Genomic DNA, 21011 nt, shown 5'->3' on the forward strand with positions numbered 1-21011 from the left:
AAGAGGGAGTAGACCACTGGTCGGCACAAAAGTGCGATCACTTGGTAATCATTCGTAACATCGGCTAGAAACAATACTCAAACGCTAACTGTTCCCAGCCTGCCAGGAAGGCCATCACCCATGACCCGGAGGCCTGCATGGCACGTGTCTTTGCGTATCAATCGACCTTGCTCGCGTTCTGCTGTTCCGTTGCCGTCGCTGCCCAGGCGGCCGACGGCGCTATCGAGCTGGATGCCACTGCCATCAACGCCGCGGCGGCCAAACCGAAGGGCGAGCCGCCGGAACCTTTCGCTGGCGGCCAGGTAGCCCGGGGTGGACAGATGGGTATCCTGGGTAACCAGGACATGATGGATGTGCCGTTCACCATGACCAGCTACACCTCGCAACTGATCGAGGACCAGCAGGCCGAAGACGTCGGCGACGTGTTGCTCAACGATCCGTCGGTGCGCCAGTCGTTCGGGTTTGGCAACCAGTCGCAGGTGTTCGTCATTCGTGGCCTGCCGCTCAATGGCGATGACGTGGCGTTCAATGGCTTGTACGGCGTACTGCCCCGGCAGATGATTTCCACCGATGCCATCGAGCGTGTGGAGGTGTTGAAGGGGCCGAACGCCTTCCTCAATGGCGCCAGCCCCACCGGTACCGGGCTAGGTGGCAATGTCAACCTGCAACCCAAGCGTGCCGGCGACACGCCCACCCGCCGTTATACCCAGGACATCAGCAGCGACGGCAGGCTTGGCGAACACCTGGACCTTGGCCAGCGCTTTGGCGAAGACAACCGCTTCGGCGTGCGCCTGAACCTGTCACAACGCGAAGGCGAAACCGCCGTGGACGACCAGCACCAGCGCAGCAAGCTGTTCATTGTCGGGCTGGATTACCGGGGCGACAATTTCCGCCTGTCCACCGACATCGGCTACCAGAAACAACGGGTCAACCACCTGCGCAACAGCGTGCGCCTGGGGGCCGGCCTCACCGACATCCCAAGGGCACCGGATGCCGATCACAACTATGGCCAGGACTGGTCCTGGACCGAGACCGAAGACACGTTCGGCATGGTGCGGGGCGACTACGACTTCAACGACAACTGGAGCGCCTACCTGGCTGGCGGCGTCAAGCACACCCACGAGAACGGCTTCTATGGCACGCCGATTCTCACCGACGCGGCCAGCGGCGCTGCCACCATCGCCGGCTCCGAGATCCCTCACAATGAAGACAACACCACCCTCATGGGCGGCATCAATGGCCGCTTCCAGACTGGCCCGGTCAGCCACCAGCTGAACCTCGGCGCCGCCAGTATCTGGACCCAGCAGGAAAACGCCTTCGTCTTCTACAACGCGCAAGATACGAACATCTACCACACCGACCCGTTGCCCAGACCGACCACGCCGACGTTTACCGGGGGCAAGCTGGACGACCCCGGGGTCACCGGTAAAACCCGCAACCGCAGTATCGCGCTGTCCGATACCGTGGGGTTGTTCGACGACACTTTACTGGTCACCGTCGGTGTGCGCCGCCAACAGCTGCGGGTGGAGGGGTACGCCTACGATGGCGAAGGGCCAGACCTGGGGCGCAACGCGTTCTACGACGAATCGGTTACCACCCCGGTGTATGGCATCGTCTACAAGGTCAACCCGTCTATTTCGCTGTACGCCAACCGCATCGAGGGCCTGGCCCAGGGCGCGACGGCCTCGGGGCAGGGTATCGTCAACGTGGGTGAAGTGTTCCCACCGGCCTAGACCAAGCAGGTCGAGGCGGGTGTGAAGCTTGATTACCAGAGCTTCGGCGCCAACCTTGCGGTATTTCGCATCGAGCGGCCCACCGATGGTTTTGTGCAAGGCAATGTGTTTGTCCAGGATGGCGAGCAGGTCAACAAGGGTATCGAGCTGAGCGTGTTCGGCGAGCCGGTGCAGGGCTTGCGCCTGATGGCCGGTGGTACGCGCATGGATACCGAGTTGAAGAAGACCCTGAACGGCGCCGACGACGGCAACCATGCCGTCGGGGTGCCAACCTTCCAGCTCAATGCCAGCGTCGACTGGGATGTGCCGGGCTTGCAAGGCGTGGCGCTCAATGCCCGCATGCTGCGCACCGGTGGGCAGTACGCCAACCCGTCGAATACGCTCAGCCTGCCGACCTGGAACCGCTTCGATGTGGGCGCGCGTTACAGCTTCAAGGTGCAGGAAAAGGCGGTCACCCTGCGCGTGAACGTGGAGAACCTCACCGACAAGAACTACTGGGCGTCGGCCAACGGTGGCTACCTGACCCAGGGTGACCCACGGCTGGTCAAGTTTTCAGGCAGCATCGATTTCTGATTCAAGGGCAATGCGTCAACGGGCTAATGCTTGGTTCGGCTTGTAGAACAGGAAATGCGTGGTCTGCGCCGTCTTGCGGTAGGTCTTGGCCCAGTCGGGGTGCACGGTGCGGTCGTGGAAGTACAGGGCGCCGCCGGTGGGGTCTTTCAACTGTTGGTTAAGCGCCTTGCGCGCGATTTCCTTGGCCACATCGTAGCGTTGCGCTTCCTCGACCTGGTCCGGGCGCCCGTCGCACCACCAGGAAAACTGGCAGGCCTTGGTTTCCACGCCCTGTTTGACCACGCCGCAGATGGTATCGGGGAACCCATCGTGGCCCAGGCGGTTGAGCACCACACTGGCCACAGCCGACATGTCTTCGGCGTCGGCGCCCTTGGCTTCCCAGTAGATGGTGCGGGCCAGGCAGGTGATGCTGTCGTCCAGCGGTGCCTGGCCGGCGGGATCGACCGCCTGGGCTTCACCTGGGGTCAGTTTTTCTGATTTCTTGGGAGGAGGGGCGTCTTCCACCACCTTTTCTTCAAGCACTTCGGCCTTGTCTTCAGCCACTGCGGCCTTGGCCGTGTCGGCTGCGTGCAAGGGGCCTGCGAGCAGGGCCGAGGTCAAGCCGATCAGGATCCAGGCAAGGCGCATGGGCAAGCTTCCGAAAGAGGGGCTGATACCAGTCTAGCCAAGCGTAAGCATTAGTACCAAAGGCAGGGTGGCTGCGGCGGCCACGGTCTGCAGAGCAATGATGGTGGCCATCAGCGGGGCGTTGCCCCCCATTTGCCGGGCCATCACGTAGGACGAAGAGGCGGTAGGCAGGGCCTGGAACAGCACCGCCACGACCGCTGCCTGGCCACTCAGGCCAACCAGGCGACACAAGCCCCAGGTGGTCAGTGGCATGACCAAAAACTTGAACGCCGAGGCCGCCATCAACGGGCGCACCTGCTGGCCCAGGCTGGCGCCACCCAGTGCCGCGCCAACGCACAGCAGGCCCATCGGCAGGGCGGCCTGGCCCAGCGCCTTGACCGTGGGTTCGATGCCGGGCGGCAGGCCCAGCCCCGTCACCCGCAGCAGTAAGCCGCCCGCGCAGCCGACGATCAACGGGTTGGCGAAAATCGCCCTCAGCACCGTGGCCGGTGAACTGTGGCGGGCGCTGAAGCGGGCGAACACCAGCACGCACAGCAGGTTGACCAAGGGCACGATGGCGGCATTGGCCACCGCGGCCAGGGCGATGCCTGCGCTGCCGTAGATGCCGGCGGCCAGCGTGGCGCCAATGTAGTTGTTGAAGCGGATACCGCCCTGGAAGACCGACGTGAAGTCGGCGCCGTCATGGCTCACTGCGCCTTGGTACAGCACCAGCAGCAGTGCCCCGGCCAGGGTCGACAGCATCAGCACACCGACCATCCCCAGCACTGGCACGCCGTCGAGGTTCGCCGTGGCCAGGCCGTGCAGGAATAGCGAGGGAAGCAATACGTAGTAGCTCAGGCGTTCGGCCCCCGGCCAGAAGCTTTCGGCCAGAAAGCCGCGAAGGCGCAGGAAGGTGCCCAGGGCAATCAGCAGGATGATCGGTAGCAGGGTGGTCAGCAGTAACGGGAGCATGGTCGACGTTCCGTGGTCGGGTACGCGCACAGACTACGGGTGAGAAAGGGTTTGTAAAAACGTTGTTTTCTGCACTGACCATTGAGAAAAAATGCATTGTTGAAGCGCCGGCGCCCGTTGGCGCTCACGCTTCCAAGGCCGTCTTCAACACCGCACTCAAATGCCGCCGCTGGCTTTTCTCATGCTCCAGCAACACCACCCGCCGGGTCAGTTGCGGTTCGCCAAACGGCAGGCAGGTGGCCGGTGGCAGGCGTTGCAGGTCGTCGTCCGCCATGGGGATGATCGCCACGCCCAGACCCATCACGGCCATGCGCGCCAGGGCCTCCTGGCTGTCCAGTTCCATCTGCTCGCTCACCTGTAGATGCTGCCGGCGTAGTTCCTGCTCGATCTGCCGTCCGGCCCAGGCGCGTTTATCGAAGCGCAGGAACGGTTGGCTGGCCAGCAACTCGGCTACGCTGTGCCCGGCCAGTTCCGGGCTGGCGATGGCCCAGAAGCGGTCCTCGAACAACGGTGTGAAGTCCAGGCTTTGCGGGTAGGGGCTGACCGGTTCGGTGGTGATCGCTGCATCGAGTTCGCCGTCCTCCACGCGCCGCGCCAGTTCTGCCGACATCCCCGACGCCACGCTGATATGCAATTGCGGATGGTGGGTCTTGATCCAGACCAGCGCCCTGGGCAGGCGCCGCGCCAGTACCGTGTGGATGGCCCCCAGGCGCAGGCGGCCACGCAGGCTCGGGCCGCTGGCCAGGGCGTCGGCCAGTTCGTCATAGGCGCCCAGGATGGTTTCGGCACGTGCCACGGCCAACTGGCCGGCCTCGGTCAGTACCACCTGCCGACGGCTGCGGTCGAACAAGGTCACCTGCAATTCGTCTTCAAGGGTTTTGATGTGCAGGCTCACTGCCGAAGGAGTGAGGCTGAGCAGGTCGGCGGCGCGGGCGAAGGTGCCATGGCGGGCGATGGTTACCAGGGTGCGCAGGGCTTTGAGGGACATGCGTTGGGTCCGAAGCTGGGCAGTCAGGGGGGCATTGTCAGGCCCGACACTTTCGCAGCACAAGGCTGCTCAGCGCTCATTGCGCCCATACGCCTGGCTGATCCGGTCAATCACCATGGCCAACGCGACAATTGCCAGCCCAGCCTCCACACCTTGCCCCACATTCAGCGTCTGGATCCCCACCAGTACATCCTCACCCAACCCGCGGGCGCCGATCATCGAAGCCATCACCACCATTGACAGGGCCATCATTACCGACTGGTTCAGCCCGGCCATGATGCTCGGCAGCGCCAGCGGAAGGGCAACGCGCCGCAGGCGTTGCCAGCGGCTGGCCCCCAGACCGTGCGCGGCCTGTAGCAGCGAGGGGTCGATCTGGCTCAGGCCCAGTTCGGTCAAACGCACCAGCGGCGGCAGGGCGTAGATCAGTGTGGCAAACACGGCGGGCACCTTGCCCAGGCCGAACAGCATCAGCACCGGGATCAGGTAAACGAAAGCAGGCAGCGTCTGCATCACATCCAGCACCGGCAACAGCAGCCGCTTCGCCAGTGGCCGGGCAGCCAGCAGAATACCCAGCGGCACGCCCACCAGCACGCACAGGCCGGTACTCACCAGCACCAAGGCCAAGGTTTGCAGCAATTTGTCCCACAGCCCGAGCATGCCGATCAGGGCCAGCAGCGACACCAGCATCGCACTGCGCAGCAGGCTTCGGCTGGCGTGCCAGGCCAGCACGCCGACCAGCAGCAACAGCAGCCACCACGGCAACAGGCGCAGCAGGTTTTCCAGGCCTACCAGCAGTTGCAGCAACTGGTCGGAAACACTACGCAAATGATCGCCGTAGTTCAGCACCAGCCAATCGACCAGCCGGTTGACGCTGTCGGCAAAGGAAAACTGCAAGGCTTGCGGGAAGCCGTTGCTCACAGGCTGCCCTCGACCTTGGCGGCGACTTCACTGGGCAGCCAGGCCTTCCAGACGTCACGGTTGTCACGCAGGAAGGCGAGGGCGGCATCGCGCGGCGGCGTGCGTTTTTCGCTCATGTCGGCCAGCGCCTTGTTGAGCCGGTCGATCGGCAAGTCGACCTGTTCGAACACCGTCACCAGGTCCGGGTAGCCTTCACGGAAGGCTTTGGACACGCCAATCGACAACTTCGCCGGCAGCGAACGGCTGCCCTGGGGGTTGGGGTTGCTGGCATCGGTGAGGGTGGCCCAGGCCTGGGCATCGAACGGTGGTTCTTCAAGCCGTATGAGCTTGTAGCGCCCCATCAATGGGGTCGGGTTCCAGTAGTAGAACAACACCGGCTGGCCACGGCGGATGGCTGAGCCGATTTCGGCATCCATCGCAGCGCCGGAGCCACTGCGGAAGTTGGTGTACAGCGTGTCCAGGCCGTATGCCTTGAGCTTCTGGCTGTTGACCGTTTCCGACGTCCAGCCACTGGGGCTGTTCAGGAAGCGACCTTTGTCGGGCGACTCGGGGTCACGAAATACCTGCGGGTAACGCTTGAGGTCGTCGACATGGCGCAATTCGGGCGCCATGGGTTTGAGTTTGCGAGCGGCGTCGCCTTCGATTACATACGCAGGCACCCACCAGCCTTCCTCGGCATTCTTCACCGTATCACCCAGTGCGAATACCTGGCCTGCCTGCTCGGCTTTGACCCACGCCGGGCTGCGTCCGGCCCACTCTTCGGCGATCACTTGCAGGTCGTTGCGGGCCAGGGCCACCTCCATGCTGACCGTGCTGCCGGGCAGGGTGTCTGTAGGGTAGCCGTAGCCGCGCTCCACGATCAGCCGCAGGATTTCGGTGGTGAGGGCGCCGCTTTCCCAGCCGATGGCACCAAAATGGATGGGGGGGCGTTGTTCTGCCGAAGCGGCACTGTCAGTACTTGCCAGGCCTACGGCCAGCAGAAGGCCGGCCAGCAGTGTTGAAATCTTCTTCATCCAGACCTCGTCGTTTGCCGCGCCTTGGGTGCAGGCAAGTGTAGACGACGAGGTTTGAGCGGTATTCAGGGCCGCACGGGGCGGCCCTGCTTGCCTCAGACGCGGAACTGGTCCATCAGCGCCTGCTGCTGGTTGGCCAGGCTGTTCAGCGACTGGCTGACCCGCGCCGACTCGTTGGCCTGGCCCGACAGCGACTCCGTGACGTCGCGGATGGTCGCCACGTTGCTGTTGATTTCTTCAGCCACCGCGCTTTGCTCCTCGGCGGCCGAGGCGATTTGCAGGTTCATGTCGGTAATCACGGTCACCGCCTGGCCGATACGCTGCAATGCCGTCACGGCCTGGCCAACCTGCTCGACGCCGCCCTGGGCTTGGCGATGGCTGTTGTCCATGGCACCGACCACTTCGCGGGTGCCTGCCTGCAAGGCTTCGATCACCTGGCGGGTCTCTTCCACCGACTCCTGGGTGCGCCGGGCCAGGTTGCGCACTTCATCGGCCACCACGGCAAAGCCACGGCCGGCTTCACCGGCGCGGGCAGCCTCGATGGCCGCGTTGAGGGCCAGCAGGTTGGTCTGCTCGGCAATCGAGCGGATCACCTCCAGCACCGAGCCGATCTTCTCGCTGTTTTGCGCCAGGCCCTGGACCTCGGCCATGGCGTCGCTCATGTTGGCGGCCAGGGCATCGATGCTGGTAGTGGTGTGGTCGATCACCGCCAGGCCTTCACGGGTGGCCTGGTCGGCGTCACGGGCAGCCTGCGCGGCCTGGGCCGCGCTGCGGGCCACGTCCTGGGCGGTGGCGCTCATTTCGTGCGAGGCGGTGGCCACCTGGTCGACCTGGCGGTACTGCTGTTCCATGCCGGCGCTGGTTTCACTGGCAATGGCCGAGGACTGGTCGGCGGTACCTCGGGCGGCCTGCACCGAGCGTTTGACCTCGGCGATGGTCGGCTGCAGCTTGTCGAGGAAGCGGTTGAACCAGCCGGCCAGTTCGCCCAGTTCGTCCTGTTTCTGGTAGGTCAGGCGGCGGGTCAGGTCGCCTTCACCGCTGGCAATGTCCTTGAGCATGGCGGCCACGCCAAGGATGGGCCGGGTAACGCCACGGGCCATCAGCCACACCATCAGCAGGCCGGCAATGGCTGCGGCCAGGCCCAGGCCCAGCTCAAGCAGGGTGCCGCTGGTGTTCAGTGTGTCCAGCTCCTGCTTCAGCTTTTCGGCTGGCCCTGTCAGGGCGTTTTCCGGCACATCCAGCAGCACGCCCCAAGGCTGGGCGTCGGGGATCGGCCGGAACGCGGCCAGCACTTTCAGGCGCTGTTGGTCGTGCAGGATGGTCATCTTGCCATCGGCCAGCTTGCGCACCAGTTCGGCGCCCTTGGTCGGGTCCACCTGATCGAAGCGCTGGGCCAGCTTGCTGGCATCGGCGCTGTAGCCGGCCAGCAGGCCGACCGGGCTGAGGATGCCGACCGTGGTGCGGCCTTCGTACAGGCTGCGGCTGGCCTCCTGGCTCAGGGCCTGCAGGCTGTTGAGGTTGATGTCGATGGACAGGGTGGCAATGATCTTGCCGTTGACCGTCAGCGGGAAGACGATGCTGGTCATCAGCACCTGCTGGCCATCGATGTCGTAAAAGTACGGCTCCACCACGCACACCTTGCCGGTCGTGCGCGGGCACACCCACCAGGTGTTGGCCGGCTGGCCGCTGGGGCCGATCTCGGTGTTGGCCATGTCATGCTCGGGCAGCGCCATGGCGGTCAGCTGGCCGGCGCGCGGTTGCGACCAATACAGGGCAAAACGCCCGGTTTCGTTGCTGCCCAGCTCCGCCTTGCCGGCAAACAGGCTGTCCTTGTTGTCCAGTGCGTTGGGTTCGAACACCAGCGAGAGGCCAAGCAGGTCGGGGTTGGCCTGCAGTGCGGCGCGCACTTGGCGGGTCATGTCCTCGCGCAGGTCAAAGGCATCGAGAAAGCGTTTTTCTGCCTGCTCACGCAAGAACAGCACTTGACGGGCGAAGCCGGCACCGTACTGGTAGGCGTCCATGAACTGGCGGCGGATGTTCAACGCCTGCACCTCACCTTGCGATTCGATGCGCGACTGCGCCGCTTCGGTCAGCATTTGCATGCTGCTGGCCTTGACCAGGTCCGAGCTGTGGTCCATGCGGTACAGCGACAGGCCGACGAGCAAAGTGACGATGCCGGCCAGGCAGAGACCGGCGAGCAGGGTGATTTTCCACTGGATGGAAAGTTGTCGCAAAGGCATGGGGGCGGATCCCTTGTAATAAGAGTGTGGCTAGCGACTGTGTCGGCGGGCGCGGTTTTTTCTTTATTCAAACGTTCAATTTAATTGTTGCGGCCGCTTGCGATCCCCTGTGGGAGCGTGATCCTTTAGGCATTGGTAATGCGCCGCAACATGGCACTTTTGACATCTGCCGCCCACTGCTTCAGAGTTCGCGCTTTTTTTCTGTCGTTATGAGGTAAGCCAACCATGAATGCAGTGATCGCCGCGGTCGGCATCATGCTGATACTCAGCCTGTCCCGCGTGCATGTGGTCATCGCCCTGATCATTGGCGCCCTGGTCGGTGGGCTGGTGGGCGGCCTGGGCGTCGAAGGCACGCTCAAGGCCTTCAACGGCGGCCTGGGCGGTGGTGCCACGGTGGCCTTGTCCTATGCGCTGCTGGGCGCTTTTGCCGTGGCCATCGCCAAGTCCGGCCTGGCCCATGCCTTGGCTGACCGTGCACTGGCCATGATCGATCGCCAGGGCCACGCCAATGGCGGCAAGGTCAAATGGCTGATGATTGGCCTGATGCTGGTGGTGGCGGTGTCGTCGCAGAATATCCTGCCCATCCACATTGCCTTCATCCCGCTGCTGGTGCCACCGCTTTTGTATGTGCTGACCCGTTTGCGCATCGACCGCCGGCTGATCGCCTGCGTCATCACCTTCGGCCTGATTACCCCGTACATGTTCCTGCCGGTGGGGTTTGGCAACATCTTCCTCAACGAAATCCTGCTGGCCAACGTTGCCCGTGCCGGTGTCGATGTGAGTGGCGTCAATGTGACCCACGCCATGGCCATCCCGGCGGCAGGCATGCTCGCAGGCCTGTTGCTGGCCGTCTTCATCAGCTACCGCAAGAAGCGTGACTACGACCTGGCCCGCATCGAGCAGGTGGAGCAGGTGAGCGTGCAGTACAACCCGCTGACACTGCTGGTGGCCGGGCTGGCAATTGCCGCAGCGTTCATCGTCCAGCTGTTGCTGGATTCGATGATCATCGGGGCCATGGTCGGCTTCCTGATTTTCTCGCTGTCGGGCATCGTCAAATGGAAGGACACCGATGACTTGTTCACCGAGGGCATGAAGATGATGGCCATGATCGGCTTCATCATGATTGCCGCCTCGGGCTTTGCCGATGTGATGAAGGCGACCGGTGAGGTGAAAAGCCTGGTGGAAACCTCGGCCCAGTGGATCGACCACAGCAAGGGCATCGGCGCCTTGCTGATGCTGCTGGTGGGCCTGCTGGTGACCATGGGTATCGGCTCGTCGTTCTCCACTGTGCCGATCCTGGCCGCGATCTTCGTGCCGCTGTGCGTGCAACTGGGCTTCGACCCGGTGGCCACGGTGTGCATCGTTGGCACTGCCGGTGCCTTGGGAGATGCGGGTTCGCCAGCTTCGGACTCGACCCTGGGCCCAACCTCGGGCCTGAACGTCGACGGCCAGCATCACCACATCTGGGACACCGTGGTGCCGACCTTCATCCACTACAACCTGCCGCTGCTGGCGTTCGGCTGGTTGGCTGCGATGACCTTGTAAGGCGGGGAGGGCGTCAGCCCTTGTCGGGCGGCGGCGAGATGCGGTTGAGCACGGTGCTGCCGTCCTTGCTGCGGGTCAGGTAGACCGGCAGCACCTTGGGCAGGTTGTTGACCAGGCGCCCCACTTCACGGGTGTTGTATATGCCGCTGATGCGGATGCGACCGGTGCTGGCATCGGCCAGCAGCAGCGGCGCGTCGAGGTAGCGGTTGATCACCGGCAGCGCCTGTTCCAGGCTCAGGTTGTCGAGCACCAGCTTGCCGCTGCGCCAGGCCAGGCTGTTGCCGTAGTCGTCGCTTTGCTCCAGTTGGGGCTCGAAATCGCCCTGGTGGTAGCTGGCCTGCATGCCAGGCCCAAGGCGATAGCCGCCGGTGCTGCCGTCGCTGGATACCAGCACCGAGCCTTCCACCAGGGTGACCTTGACCTGGTCCTGGTACTTCCACACGTTGAACTGGGTGCCGGTGACCCGTGTCTGGCCGCGACCGGCGCGCACGATGAACGGGTGGTTGCTGTCGTGCTGAACCTTGAAGAACGCCTCGCCGCGCTTGAGCGTGACCTGGCGCTGGTCCTTGTAGTTGAGGTAGGTGAGCTCGGTATTGAGGTTGAGCTGCACCGTACTCCCGTCGCTCAGCTCCACGGTCTGCATGCGGTCACTGGCTTCGAAGTGCTGGTAGTGGTTGGGCAGCCAGCCTTGTTCCCAGCCCACCCAACCGGCCAGCGGCAGTACCGCCAGGGCGATGGCTGCGGCAGACGCCAGCGGGCGCCAGCTGCTTGGACGCGCAGGGTGTCGGGCAGGCGGGTTGAACTCGACGACAGTGGCGTTGCGCGGCAACAGGTCGGCGGTTTGCCAGATTTCCAGCATCGCCTCGTATTCTTCGGCATGCCGCGGATCTGCCGCCAGCCAGCGGGCGAAAGCCTCGCGCTCGCCCGCCGTGCAGTCTTCGGCGTGCAGGCGCATGCACCAATGCGCGGCGGCGTCGGTGATGGCATCGTCTGGGCTGGGATTGAGGCGGTCGTGGTTCATTGCGGCTCCGGGTTTTGCGCATTCTACCCTTGCTAGAGGGCTCCCGAGAACCGACGTAATGGCGAATGACTATCAGTTGTGCCGTTTTTTCGTCGGATTTGCAACGGTTTTTCAGCGTTTGAGAACCCTTCGCGCAAGTAAATGCAGGCTGAGATCCTTGGGGCTGCTGCGCAGCCCATCGCGACACAAGGCCGCTCCTACAAGGAGTCGCGCTCCCCTGTAGGAGCGGCCTTGTGTCGCGAAAGGGGCGCAGAGCGCCCCCAACGTCCTATCAGAACTGCGCCGCCTCCAACCCGTAAAGGCTGTCACTACCGGCCCGAATACTGGCCTCAAGCCCCAACCCACGCGGCAAAACCCGTTGGAAGAAGAACGCCGCACACGCCAGCTTGGCACCGTGGAAGTCAGCGTCCTCGTCCTGCTTGGCCAACGCCACCGCCGCCATCCGCGCCCACATGTAGGCATATGCCGTCAGCCCGAACAGCTGCAGGTACTCTACCGCCACCGAGCTGACCAGGTTGGCATCCTCGCCCACGCGCGCCCGCAGCCACGCACTGGTCGCCTCCAACCGCGCCAGGCTTGCCTGCAGGGCTTCGCGGTGCAACGGGGCGTCCACGCTGAAACTTCGCACTTCGGCGGCAAAGCTGGCCAGCGCCTGGCCGCCGTCGGCCAGTACCTTGCGGCCGAGCAGGTCCAGGGCCTGAATACCGTTGGTACCTTCATAAATCTGCGCAATGCGCACGTCTCGCACCCGCTGCTCTTGCCCCCACTCGCGGATATAGCCATGGCCGCCATACACCTGCTGGCCAAGCACGCAGCTTTCCAGGCCGTTGTCGGTGAAGAACGCCTTGGCCACTGGCGTCAACAGTGCCACCAGGCGCTGGGCATGTTCGCGTTCGCCGGCGTCTTCGGCGTAACGGGCCAGGTCCAGCTGCTGGCCAACGTAGGCGGCAAACGCCCGACCACCTTCGGTGAGGGTGCGCATGGTCAGCAGCATGCGCCGTACATCGCCGTGGTGGATGATGGGGTCGGCCGCCTTGTCCTGCGCCTGCGGGCCGCTGGCGGCGCGGCTTTGCAGGCGCTCGTTGGCGTAACGGGCGGCGCTTTGGTAAGAGGCTTCGGCACAACCGATGCCCTGGATGCCGATGGACAGGCGCTCGTAGTTCATCATGGTGAACATGGCTGCCAGGCCCTTGTTCGGCTCGCCCACCAGGTAACCGATGGCGCCATCGAAGTTCATCACACAGGTGGCCGATGCCTTGATGCCCATCTTGTGCTCGATCGAGCCGCAATGGGCGGCGTTGCGTGCGCCCAGGCTGCCGTCGGCCCCGACCAGGTACTTGGGCACCAGAAACAGCGAGATGCCTTTGGCGCCAGCGGGTGCATCCGGCAGTTTGGCCAGCACCAGGTGGACGATGTTCTCGGTCAGGTCCTGCTCGCCACCGGTAATGAAAATCTTGCTGCCACTGATGTGATAGCTGCCATCGGCCTGGGGTTCGGCGCGCGTGCGGATCAGCCCCAGGTCGGTGCCGGCGTGGGGTTCGGTGAGGCACATGGTGCCCGCCCAGCGGCCTTCGTACAGGGGCGGCAAGTAAGTGGCCTTGAGTGTTTCGCTGGCGTGGGCATCGATGGCCAGGCAGCTGCCAGCACTCAAGGCCGAATACAGGCTGAAGCTGCAATCGGCGGCGTAAAGCATTTCTTCGAACAGCACGCCCAGCATTTTCGGCATGCCCATGCCGCCATACGCCGGGTTGCCGCCCAGGCCGACCCAGCCGCCTTCGCGGTAGGTGTGCCAGGCTTCGCGGAAACCGTCTGGCGTGGTGACCTGGCCTGCTTCGAAGTGCACGCCTTGTTCGTCGCCGTTGCGGCTGAGCGGGGCGATCAGCTGGCCGGTGACTTTGGCGGCTTCTTCGAGGATGGCGTCGGCGGTGTCGGCGTCGATGCGCTCGGCCAGGGCGGGCAGGCGGGCCCACAGGGCCGGGGCGTTGAATACGTCGTGCAGGACGAAGCGCATGTCGCGCAGAGGGGCTGAATAGGTCGTCATCGTTGGCTCTTGAAGGGGAGAAATCAGGTTTGGCTTCTTCGCGGGCATGCCCGCGAAGAGGCCACTACGGCTTCAGAGGGCTTTTGCCCGGTCGCGCAGCACGTACTTCTGGATCTTGCCGGTGGAGGTTTTGGGCAGCTCGCCAAACACCACGGTCTTCGGCACCTTGAACCCGGCCAGGTGCTCGCGGCACCAGCTGGTGATGTCGGCTTCGCGGGTGTCTTCCCGGCCAGGCTTCAGGGCAACGAAGGCGCATGGGGTTTCTCCCCATTTTTCATCCGGGCGCGCCACCACGGCGGCCTCGAGCACCGCCGGGTGTTTGTACAGGGCGTCCTCGACCTCGATGGTGGAAATGTTCTCGCCACCGGAAATGATGATGTCCTTGAGCCGATCCTTGATCTCCACATAGCCATCGGCATGCCACACGGCCAGGTCGCCGGTGTGGAACCAGCCGCCACGGAAGGCTTCGGCGGTGGCTTCGGGGTTTTTCAGGTAACCCTTCATCACCGTATTGCCGCGCATGAAAATCTCGCCCAGCGTGTTGCCATCGCGCGGCACCGGCTCGAGGGTTTGCGGGTCGGCGACCATCAGGCCGTCGAGCGTCGGGTAACGCACACCTTGGCGTGACTTGATGCGCGCGCGTTCTTCCAGCGTCAGTTCGTCCCACTCGTCATGCCAGGCGCACACGGTCACCGGGCCGTAGACTTCGGTCAGGCCGTAGGTGTGGGTGACCTGGATGCCCATTTCTTCCACGGCACCGATCACCTTGGCCGGTGGTGCGGCGCCGGCCACCATGGCCTGCACCGGGTGCTCGATGGCGGCCTTGGCGGCTTCCGGCATGTTGACCAAGGCGTTGAGCACGATCGGTGCGCCGCACAGGTGGCTGACCCGGTGTTCGCGGATAAGGTTAAGGATCTTCTGCGGGTCGACCCGGCGCAGGAAAACATGCGTGCCGGCCAGGGCGGTGATGGTCCAGGGGTAGCACCAGCCGTTGCAGTGGAACATCGGCAAGGTCCACAGGTACACCGGGCGATGCCCCATGGCCCAGGTCATCTGGTTACCCAAGGCGTTCAGGTAGGCGCCACGGTGGTGGTAGACCACGCCCTTCGGGTTGCCGGTGGTGCCGGAGGTGTAGTTGAGCGAAATGGCCTGCCACTCGTCATCCGGCCACTCCCAGGCATATTCCGGGTCGCCCTCGGCGAGCAGGGCCTCGTAGTCCAGCTCGCTGACCGCACGGCCTTCGCCGTACTCGGGGTCATCCACGTCCACTACCAATGGCGGATGTTCGAGCAGCGCCAGGGCAGCTTCAATCACCGCATGGAACTCGCGGTCGGTAATCAGCACCTTGGCCTCGCCGTGCTGCAGCATGAAGGCGATGGCCTCGGCGTCCAGGCGTACGTTCAGGGTATTGAGCACGGCACCGGTCATGGGCACGCCAAAGTGGGCTTCGAGCATGGCCGGGGTGTTGGGCAGCATCACTGCCACGGTGTCGCCACGGCCGATGCCGCGGCCTACCAGGGCACTGGCCAGGCGGCGGCAGCGTTGGTAGGTGTCTTGCCAGTTACGGCGGATGGCGCCGTGGATCACGGCGGGGTAGTTGCCGTAAACGGCAGCAGTGCGTTCGATGAAACTCAGCGGGGTGAGGGCGACATGGTTGACGGCAGCGGGCATCAGGCCCTGGGCATAGATCGACATGCGGTAATCCTGTAAGGGAGGCAGGCGCAGCCTGTGCGCTTGGCCCCCGGTGGCTGATTGTTAGCTCTGTTCAGGGTGCGGGAAGGCGTACGGTAGGCCGCCTTCCTCTGTCGCAGTTTTACGCGAACCGCTATGGTAGTAGGAATATCGACTATAGCAATATAGTAAAACTACTATAACAACGAGCCGCCTACCGTGGACAAGACCGCTTATCCCTTGCTCGCCAAGGACCCTCAACCCAGCCTGCTGCTGGCCGATGACGCCAGGCCGCTGGCGCTCAACCCCGCGCTGCAAGCCTGGGTAGATGAAGGCCCGGAGCTGGCCAGCTGGCTGCCGGCCAACTGCGCCGCGCTGGTACGTGCCTGCCTGCGCCAGCACCGGGCGATCGCCGATGTCGAGGTGCAGGTAGGTGAGCGCATCGTGCTGTGGACGTTCATTCCTGACGACCAGGGCCAGCAGGTGCTAGGGCGCTGCCGTGACGCCAGCGAAGAGCGCCAGGGCGCGCGCGAGGCCAGCCGTGCGCGGCGCTTGTATCGGTTGATCATCGAGAACACCACCGACCTGATCTCCCGGCACAGCCCCGATGGCCGCTTTCTCGATGCCTCTCCGGCCGCATTCCGCCTGCTCGGGTTGTGGCCCGAGCAACTGCGCGGCATGCCCGTGCACAGCTTGCTGCACCCGCGCGAGCGGCGCCAGGTGCTGCGCCAGGCGGCAGCGGCGCTGGACCAGGATGGCTACCACACCATGACCTGCCGGGTACGCCAGGCTGCGGGCGGTTACCGCTGGTTCGAAATCGCCAGCCGGGCCATCCGCGAAACCTACACCGGCACGGTGGTGGAGGTGGTCAGCGTGTCCCGCGACATCACCTTGCGCATCGAAGCCCAGGAAAGCCTGGCGCACAGTGCCCGGCTGGCCACCCTCGGCGAACTGGCCTCGGGCATCGCCCACGAGATCAACCAGCCGTTGGCTGCGGTGGTCAATTACGCCAACGCCAGCTTGCGCTACCTGTCGAGCATCGAGCGCGACCCACAGGCCCGTGAGCGTGTAGGGCAGGGGCTGCAACGCATCAGCGAACAGGCCACCCACGCCGCTGAAGTGATCCGCCGCCTGCGCGCCTTCCTGCGCAAGGGGCCACGGAACCTGCAGGCGCTGGACGTGACCGAGGTCGCCGAGGAGGCCATGCGCTTGTGCGCGTGGGAAGCCGCGCGCGACCAAGTGACGGTGGAGCTGCGCATGAGTACGCAACTGCCCTTGGTGTACGCCGACCGGGTGTTGCTGGAACAGGTCCTGCTCAACCTGTTGCGCAATGCCATCGATGCCAACCGCGAGCAGCAGGGCGAGCGGCCGTCACGTATCCTGCTCGGCGCTGTGCGTGATGACGACGGTGTGCTGGTCGAGGTGGCTGACCAGGGCCCGGGTGTGGGCCCCGAGCGCCTGGACGAAATCTTCACGCCGTTCACCACCAGCAAGGCCGACGGCCTGGGCCTGGGTTTGAGCATGAGCCGCAGCCTGATCGAAGGCTTTGGCGGCAGCCTGTGGGCGCGGGCGGGGGACAACGGCGGTCTGGTATTGTGCTGCCGCCTGGCGGTCAGCAGGGGATAAGGGGGAGTTGAGGGTGCAAGCGAAGGTGTATGTGGTCGATGACGACCAAGGGATGCGCGACTCGACGGTCTGGCTGCTGGAATCGGTGGGTTTGCAGGCTTTGCCGTTTGCCAGTGGGCAGGCATTTCTCGATGCCTGCGTCGACGATGGGCCTGCCTGTGTGCTGCTGGATGTGCGCATGCCGGGGCTGGGCGGGCTTGCGGTACAGCAGGCGATGCGTGAGCGCGGCCTGGCGCTGCCGGTGATCTTCGTCAGTGGCCATGCCGATGTGCCGATCGTGGTGCGCGCGTTCAAGGCGGGTGCCTGCGACTTCATCGAAAAGCCTTACAACGACCAGTTGCTGCTCGACAGCGTGCAGGCCGCGCTGGAGCATGCCACGCGTGCGCGGCAGGGCGATCAGGCATTGGCCCAGGTGCAGGCGCGTATCGACGGCCTGACGCCGCGCGAGCGTGACGTGTTCGTGCCGCTGGCCCAGGGGTTGAACAACCGAGAGATTGCCGAGCAGTTGGGCATCAGCGTAAAGACCGTGGACCTCTACCGGGGGCGGGTGATGAAGCGTTTGCAGGCGGGCAGCCTGGCAGAACTGGTGGGCATGGCGATTGCCTGCGGGGCTGTGGAGGCATTGGGTCTGCGAGCACGCTAGCCGCCTTGGCGCATCCCCTACAGGGGGGCATTTCATCCAGAAATATGAAATTTTACATAGCTACCTAATCAAAGCTTTGACATTCACTGCCTAGGCAGTAATATTTTCACACAATTACCCGAGCAATCCCCGATGGCCCATTTCTCCCCCGAAAACTTCCAGACCTGCGCCATCGGCATGTTGCTCGGCCGCGCAGCGATCCTGAAGGACCGCATTCTCGACTGGCACCTTGAATCAGAGGGTGTCACCGCCGCGCAGTTCAAGGTGCTGATCATCGTCACCCAGTACCAGGTGGACACCCCGGCCGAGCTGTGCCGCTACCTGGGCCTGGACAGCGGTTCGATGACCCGCATGCTCGACCGCCTCGAACAGAAGGACCTGATCGTGCGCAACCGCTGCGCCGACGACCGCCGCCAGGTGCGCCTGGCGCTCACCGCCGACGGCCAGCGCCTGGCCGACCGCCTGCCGGAAATTGGCGCCGCCGCGATGAACGAGTTGTGCGGCGTGCTGGCACCTGACGAGCTCAAGGCCCTGGAAGGCCTGCTGGCCAAGGTGCTGCTCAGTGCTGGCGACCCGTTGACGATCCGCCGTTTTGGCGACCGTTGAACCCTGTCACGAATTATCCAAGGTATTGTCATGGCCACTCCCGCAGACACCCCGACTCCCTCCGCCGCGCCCGAGCCGTCGCGCAAGCGCAAGGCCTGGCTGCTTGGCCTGGTGTTGTTGCTGATCCTTGCCGGTATCGGCACCTGGGCCTGGTACAGCCTGGTCGGGCGCTGGCACGAAAGCACCGACGATGCCTACGTCAACGGCAACGTGGTGGAGATCACCCCACTGGTCACCGGCACCGTCACCATCATTGGTGCCGATGACGGTGACCTGGTCCACGCCGGCCAGGTGTTGCTGCAATTCGACCCGGCCGACAGCGAGGTGGCCTTGCAGTCCGCCGAAGCCAAGCTGGCGCGCAGTGTGCGGCAGGTGCGCGGGCTGTACAGCAACGTCGACTCGCTCAAGGCTCAGCTGGAAACCCGCCAGGCCGAATTGCGCAAGGCACAGCAGGACTTCAACCGGCGCAAGGTGCTGGCCGACAGCGGTGCCATTGCCGTAGAAGAGCTGTCCCATGCCCGCGACGACCTGAGTGTGGCCCAGGCGGCCGTCAACAGTGCCCGCCAGCAACTCAGCACCAGCAGTGCGCTGGTCGATGACACCGTGGTGTCTTCGCATCCCGAAGTGATGGCGGCTGCTGCCGACCTGCGTCAAGCCTACCTCGACCATGCCCGTACCACCCTGGTGGCACCGGTAACAGGCTACGTTGCCAAGCGCACCGTGCAACTGGGCCAGCGCCTGCAACCGGGCACTGCGACCATGGCGGTGATCCCGCTGGACCAGGTGTGGATCGATGCCAACTTCAAGGAAACCCAGCTGCGTGACATGCGCATCGGCCAGCCGGTGCAGATCAGCGCCGACCTGTACGGCAGCGAGGTCAAGTACAGCGGCACGGTGGACAGCCTGGGGGCCGGTACCGGTAGTGCATTCGCGCTGTTGCCTGCACAAAACGCCACTGGCAACTGGATCAAGATCGTGCAGCGGGTGCCGGTGCGTATTCACCTCAGCCCTGACCAGCTCAAGGACCACCCGTTGCGCATCGGCCTGTCCACGGTGGTGGAAGTCGACCTGCACGACCAGAGTGGCCCGGCCCTGGCCCAGCAGCCGCCGCAGCAGGCCAGCTACACCACCCAGGTGTACGACCGCCAACTGGTCGAGGCAGACGACCTGATTGCCCGGCTGATTCACGAAAACAGCGCAACCGGCAAGACGGCCCAGCGATGAGCAACAACGCCGCTGCCCAGTTCACGCCGCCGAGCCTGCTGCTGACCACCATCGGCCTGTCGTTGGCGACGTTCATGCAGGTGCTCGACACCACCATCGCCAACGTGGCGTTGCCGACCATTTCCGGCAACCTGGGGGTGAGTTACGAGCAGGGCACCTGGGTCATCACGTCGTTCGCGGTGAGCAATGCCATCGCCTTGCCGCTGACCGGCTGGCTGAGCCGGCGGTTTGGTGAAGTGAAACTGTTCATCTGGGCCACGCTGCTGTTCGTGCTGGCCTCGTTCCTGTGCGGTATCGCCCAGTCGATGCCGGAGCTGGTCGGCTTTCGCGTGTTGCAGGGGGTGGTTGCCGGGCCGTTGTACCCGATGACCCAGACCTTGCTGATTGCCGTGTACCCCCCGGCCAAGCGGGGGATGGCGTTGGCGCTGCTGGCGATGGTCACGGTGGTGGCGCCGATTGCCGGGCCGATTCTGGGGGGCTGGATTACCGACAGCTACAGTTGGCCGTGGATCTTCTTCATCAACGTGCCCATCGGCCTGTTCGCCGCTGCCGTCGTGCGCCAGCAGATGCGTACGCGGCCAGTGGTCACCAGCCGCCAGCCGATGGATTACATCGGTTTGCTCACGTTGATCATCGGTGTCGGCGCGTTGCAGGTGGTGCTGGACAAAGGCAATGACCTGGATTGGTTCGAGTCTTCGTTCATCATTGTCGGCAGCCTGATTTCGGTGGTGTTTCTGGCCGTGTTCGTGATCTGGGAGCTGACCGACCGCCACCCTGTGGTGAACTTGCGCCTGTTCGTGCACCGTAACTTCCGGGTTGGCACCATTGTGCTGGTCGGAGGGTATGCGGGGTTCTTCGGCATCAACCTGATCCTGCCGCAATGGTTGCAGACGCAGATGGGCTACACCGCCACCTGGGCAGGCCTGGCGGTGGCGCCAATCGGCTTGCTGCCGGTGATCATGTCGCCGTTCGTGGGCAAGTATGCGCACCGGTTCGACCTGCGGGTGCTGGCGGGGCTGGCGTTTCTGGCGATCGGTACCAGCTGCTACATGCGTGCGGGCTTCACCAGTGAGGTGGACTTCCAGCATGTGGCCTTGGTGCAGTTGTTCATGGGTATTGGTGTAGCGCTGTTCTTCATGCCGACCTTGAGCATCCTGCTGTCTGATCTGCCGCCGCACCAGATCGCCGACGGGTCGGGGCTGGCGACCTTCCTGCGTACCCTGGGGGGGAGTTTTGCGGCTTCGTTGACGACCTGGATCTGGATTCGTCGGGCGGATCAGCACCATGCTTACCTGAGCGAGAATATCAGTCAGTTCGACCCGGCTACCCGGCATACGCTGGAGCAACTGGGTGGGGCTAACCCGCAGAGCTATGCGCAGCTGGAGCAGATACTCAATGGGCAGGCGTACATGATGTCGACGGTGGACTACTTCACCCTTATGACTTGGGTGTTTGCAGGGTTGATCCTGTTGGTGTGGTTTGCCAAGCCGCCGTTTACTGCGAAGGCGGGGCCGGCGTCGGCGGGGCATTGAACTGGGCTAATAAGGCAAGAGCAAGAGCAAGATTGAGAGCGGGGCGGTGTTTGGGCTGA

The 21011-nt window shown here is 64.1% G+C and carries 15 protein-coding genes and 2 pseudogenes; 7 read left to right on the forward strand and 10 right to left on the reverse strand.

From position 1 onward, the window contains the following. Positions 1-137: 137 nt before the first annotated feature. Positions 138-2306: pseudogene (locus QQ992_RS11445) on the forward strand (TonB-dependent receptor). 15 nt (positions 2307-2321) lie between these two features. Here the strand turns inward: QQ992_RS11445 and QQ992_RS11450 are convergent. The 7 genes and pseudogenes from QQ992_RS11450 to QQ992_RS28085 form a co-directional block, all read right to left on the reverse strand. Then, positions 2322-2933, reverse strand: a complete 612-nt coding sequence (locus QQ992_RS11450; RefSeq protein ID WP_286113432.1) for a cell wall hydrolase — start codon at positions 2931-2933, stop codon at positions 2322-2324. Between the two features lie 33 nt (positions 2934-2966). Further along, on the reverse strand, positions 2967-3884 hold the full coding sequence (locus QQ992_RS11455; RefSeq protein ID WP_019096669.1) for an AEC family transporter: 918 nt from the start codon (positions 3882-3884) through the stop codon (positions 2967-2969). Between the two features lie 124 nt (positions 3885-4008). Next, a complete protein-coding gene (locus QQ992_RS11460) occupies positions 4009-4872 on the reverse strand; it encodes a LysR family transcriptional regulator (protein WP_286113433.1) in 864 nt (287 codons plus the stop codon). Positions 4873-4941: 69 nt separating this feature from the next. Next, on the reverse strand, positions 4942-5790 hold the full coding sequence (locus tag QQ992_RS11465) for an ABC transporter permease (RefSeq protein WP_286113434.1): 849 nt from the start codon (positions 5788-5790) through the stop codon (positions 4942-4944). Further along, positions 5787-6803: an ABC transporter substrate-binding protein gene (locus tag QQ992_RS11470; protein ID WP_286113435.1), complete on the reverse strand. Its 1017-nt coding sequence runs from the start codon at positions 6801-6803 to the stop codon at positions 5787-5789. The genes QQ992_RS11465 and QQ992_RS11470 overlap by 4 nt, the downstream gene beginning before the upstream one ends. Positions 6804-6898: 95 nt before the next feature. Further along, positions 6899-7654: a methyl-accepting chemotaxis protein gene (locus QQ992_RS28080; protein WP_433963117.1), complete on the reverse strand. Its 756-nt coding sequence runs from the start codon at positions 7652-7654 to the stop codon at positions 6899-6901. 150 nt (positions 7655-7804) lie between these two features. After that, positions 7805-9043: pseudogene (locus QQ992_RS28085) on the reverse strand (methyl-accepting chemotaxis protein); the annotation flags it as partial. A 225-nt stretch (positions 9044-9268) separates the two neighbouring features. Here QQ992_RS28085 and QQ992_RS11480 point away from each other — a divergent pair. Beyond that, on the forward strand, positions 9269-10588 hold the full coding sequence (locus QQ992_RS11480; RefSeq protein WP_105947513.1) for a Na+/H+ antiporter family protein: 1320 nt from the start codon (positions 9269-9271) through the stop codon (positions 10586-10588). 13 nt (positions 10589-10601) lie between these two features. On the opposite strand, the gene QQ992_RS11485 is transcribed toward QQ992_RS11480, so the two are convergent. From QQ992_RS11485 to QQ992_RS11495, 3 genes are all read right to left on the reverse strand, one after another. Continuing rightward, positions 10602-11609: a FecR family protein gene (locus tag QQ992_RS11485; RefSeq protein ID WP_286113437.1), complete on the reverse strand. Its 1008-nt coding sequence runs from the start codon at positions 11607-11609 to the stop codon at positions 10602-10604. Between the two features lie 271 nt (positions 11610-11880). Further along, complete coding sequence (locus QQ992_RS11490; protein WP_286113438.1) at positions 11881-13650, reverse strand: acyl-CoA dehydrogenase C-terminal domain-containing protein; 1770 nt, start codon at positions 13648-13650, stop codon at positions 11881-11883. A gap of 72 nt (positions 13651-13722) precedes the next feature. Then, entirely contained in the window at positions 13723-15345 is a 1623-nt protein-coding gene (locus tag QQ992_RS11495) for an acyl-CoA synthetase (protein ID WP_105947516.1), read from the reverse strand. 195 nt (positions 15346-15540) lie between these two features. On the opposite strand from QQ992_RS11495, the gene QQ992_RS11500 reads away from it, so the two are divergent. From QQ992_RS11500 to QQ992_RS11520, 5 genes are all read left to right on the forward strand, one after another. After that, positions 15541-16947, forward strand: a complete 1407-nt coding sequence (locus tag QQ992_RS11500) for a sensor histidine kinase (protein ID WP_286113439.1) — start codon at positions 15541-15543, stop codon at positions 16945-16947. Positions 16948-16960: 13 nt separating this feature from the next. After that, positions 16961-17590: a response regulator transcription factor gene (locus QQ992_RS11505; protein ID WP_081011230.1), complete on the forward strand. Its 630-nt coding sequence runs from the start codon at positions 16961-16963 to the stop codon at positions 17588-17590. Between the two features lie 132 nt (positions 17591-17722). Beyond that, the gene (locus tag QQ992_RS11510) at positions 17723-18196 is read left to right on the forward strand and encodes a MarR family winged helix-turn-helix transcriptional regulator (protein WP_016713887.1); all 474 of its coding nucleotides are present in this window, start codon (positions 17723-17725) and stop codon (positions 18194-18196) included. Positions 18197-18226: 30 nt separating this feature from the next. After that, on the forward strand, positions 18227-19420 hold the full coding sequence (locus QQ992_RS11515; RefSeq protein ID WP_286113440.1) for an HlyD/EmrA/EmrK family protein: 1194 nt from the start codon (positions 18227-18229) through the stop codon (positions 19418-19420). Beyond that, on the forward strand, positions 19417-20952 hold the full coding sequence (locus QQ992_RS11520) for a DHA2 family efflux MFS transporter permease subunit (protein ID WP_105947520.1): 1536 nt from the start codon (positions 19417-19419) through the stop codon (positions 20950-20952). The genes QQ992_RS11515 and QQ992_RS11520 overlap by 4 nt, the downstream gene beginning before the upstream one ends. Positions 20953-21011: the final 59 nt, after the last annotated feature.

Source organism: Pseudomonas kurunegalensis, from assembly GCF_030291635.1.
Classification (GTDB): domain Bacteria; phylum Pseudomonadota; class Gammaproteobacteria; order Pseudomonadales; family Pseudomonadaceae; genus Aquipseudomonas; species Aquipseudomonas monteilii.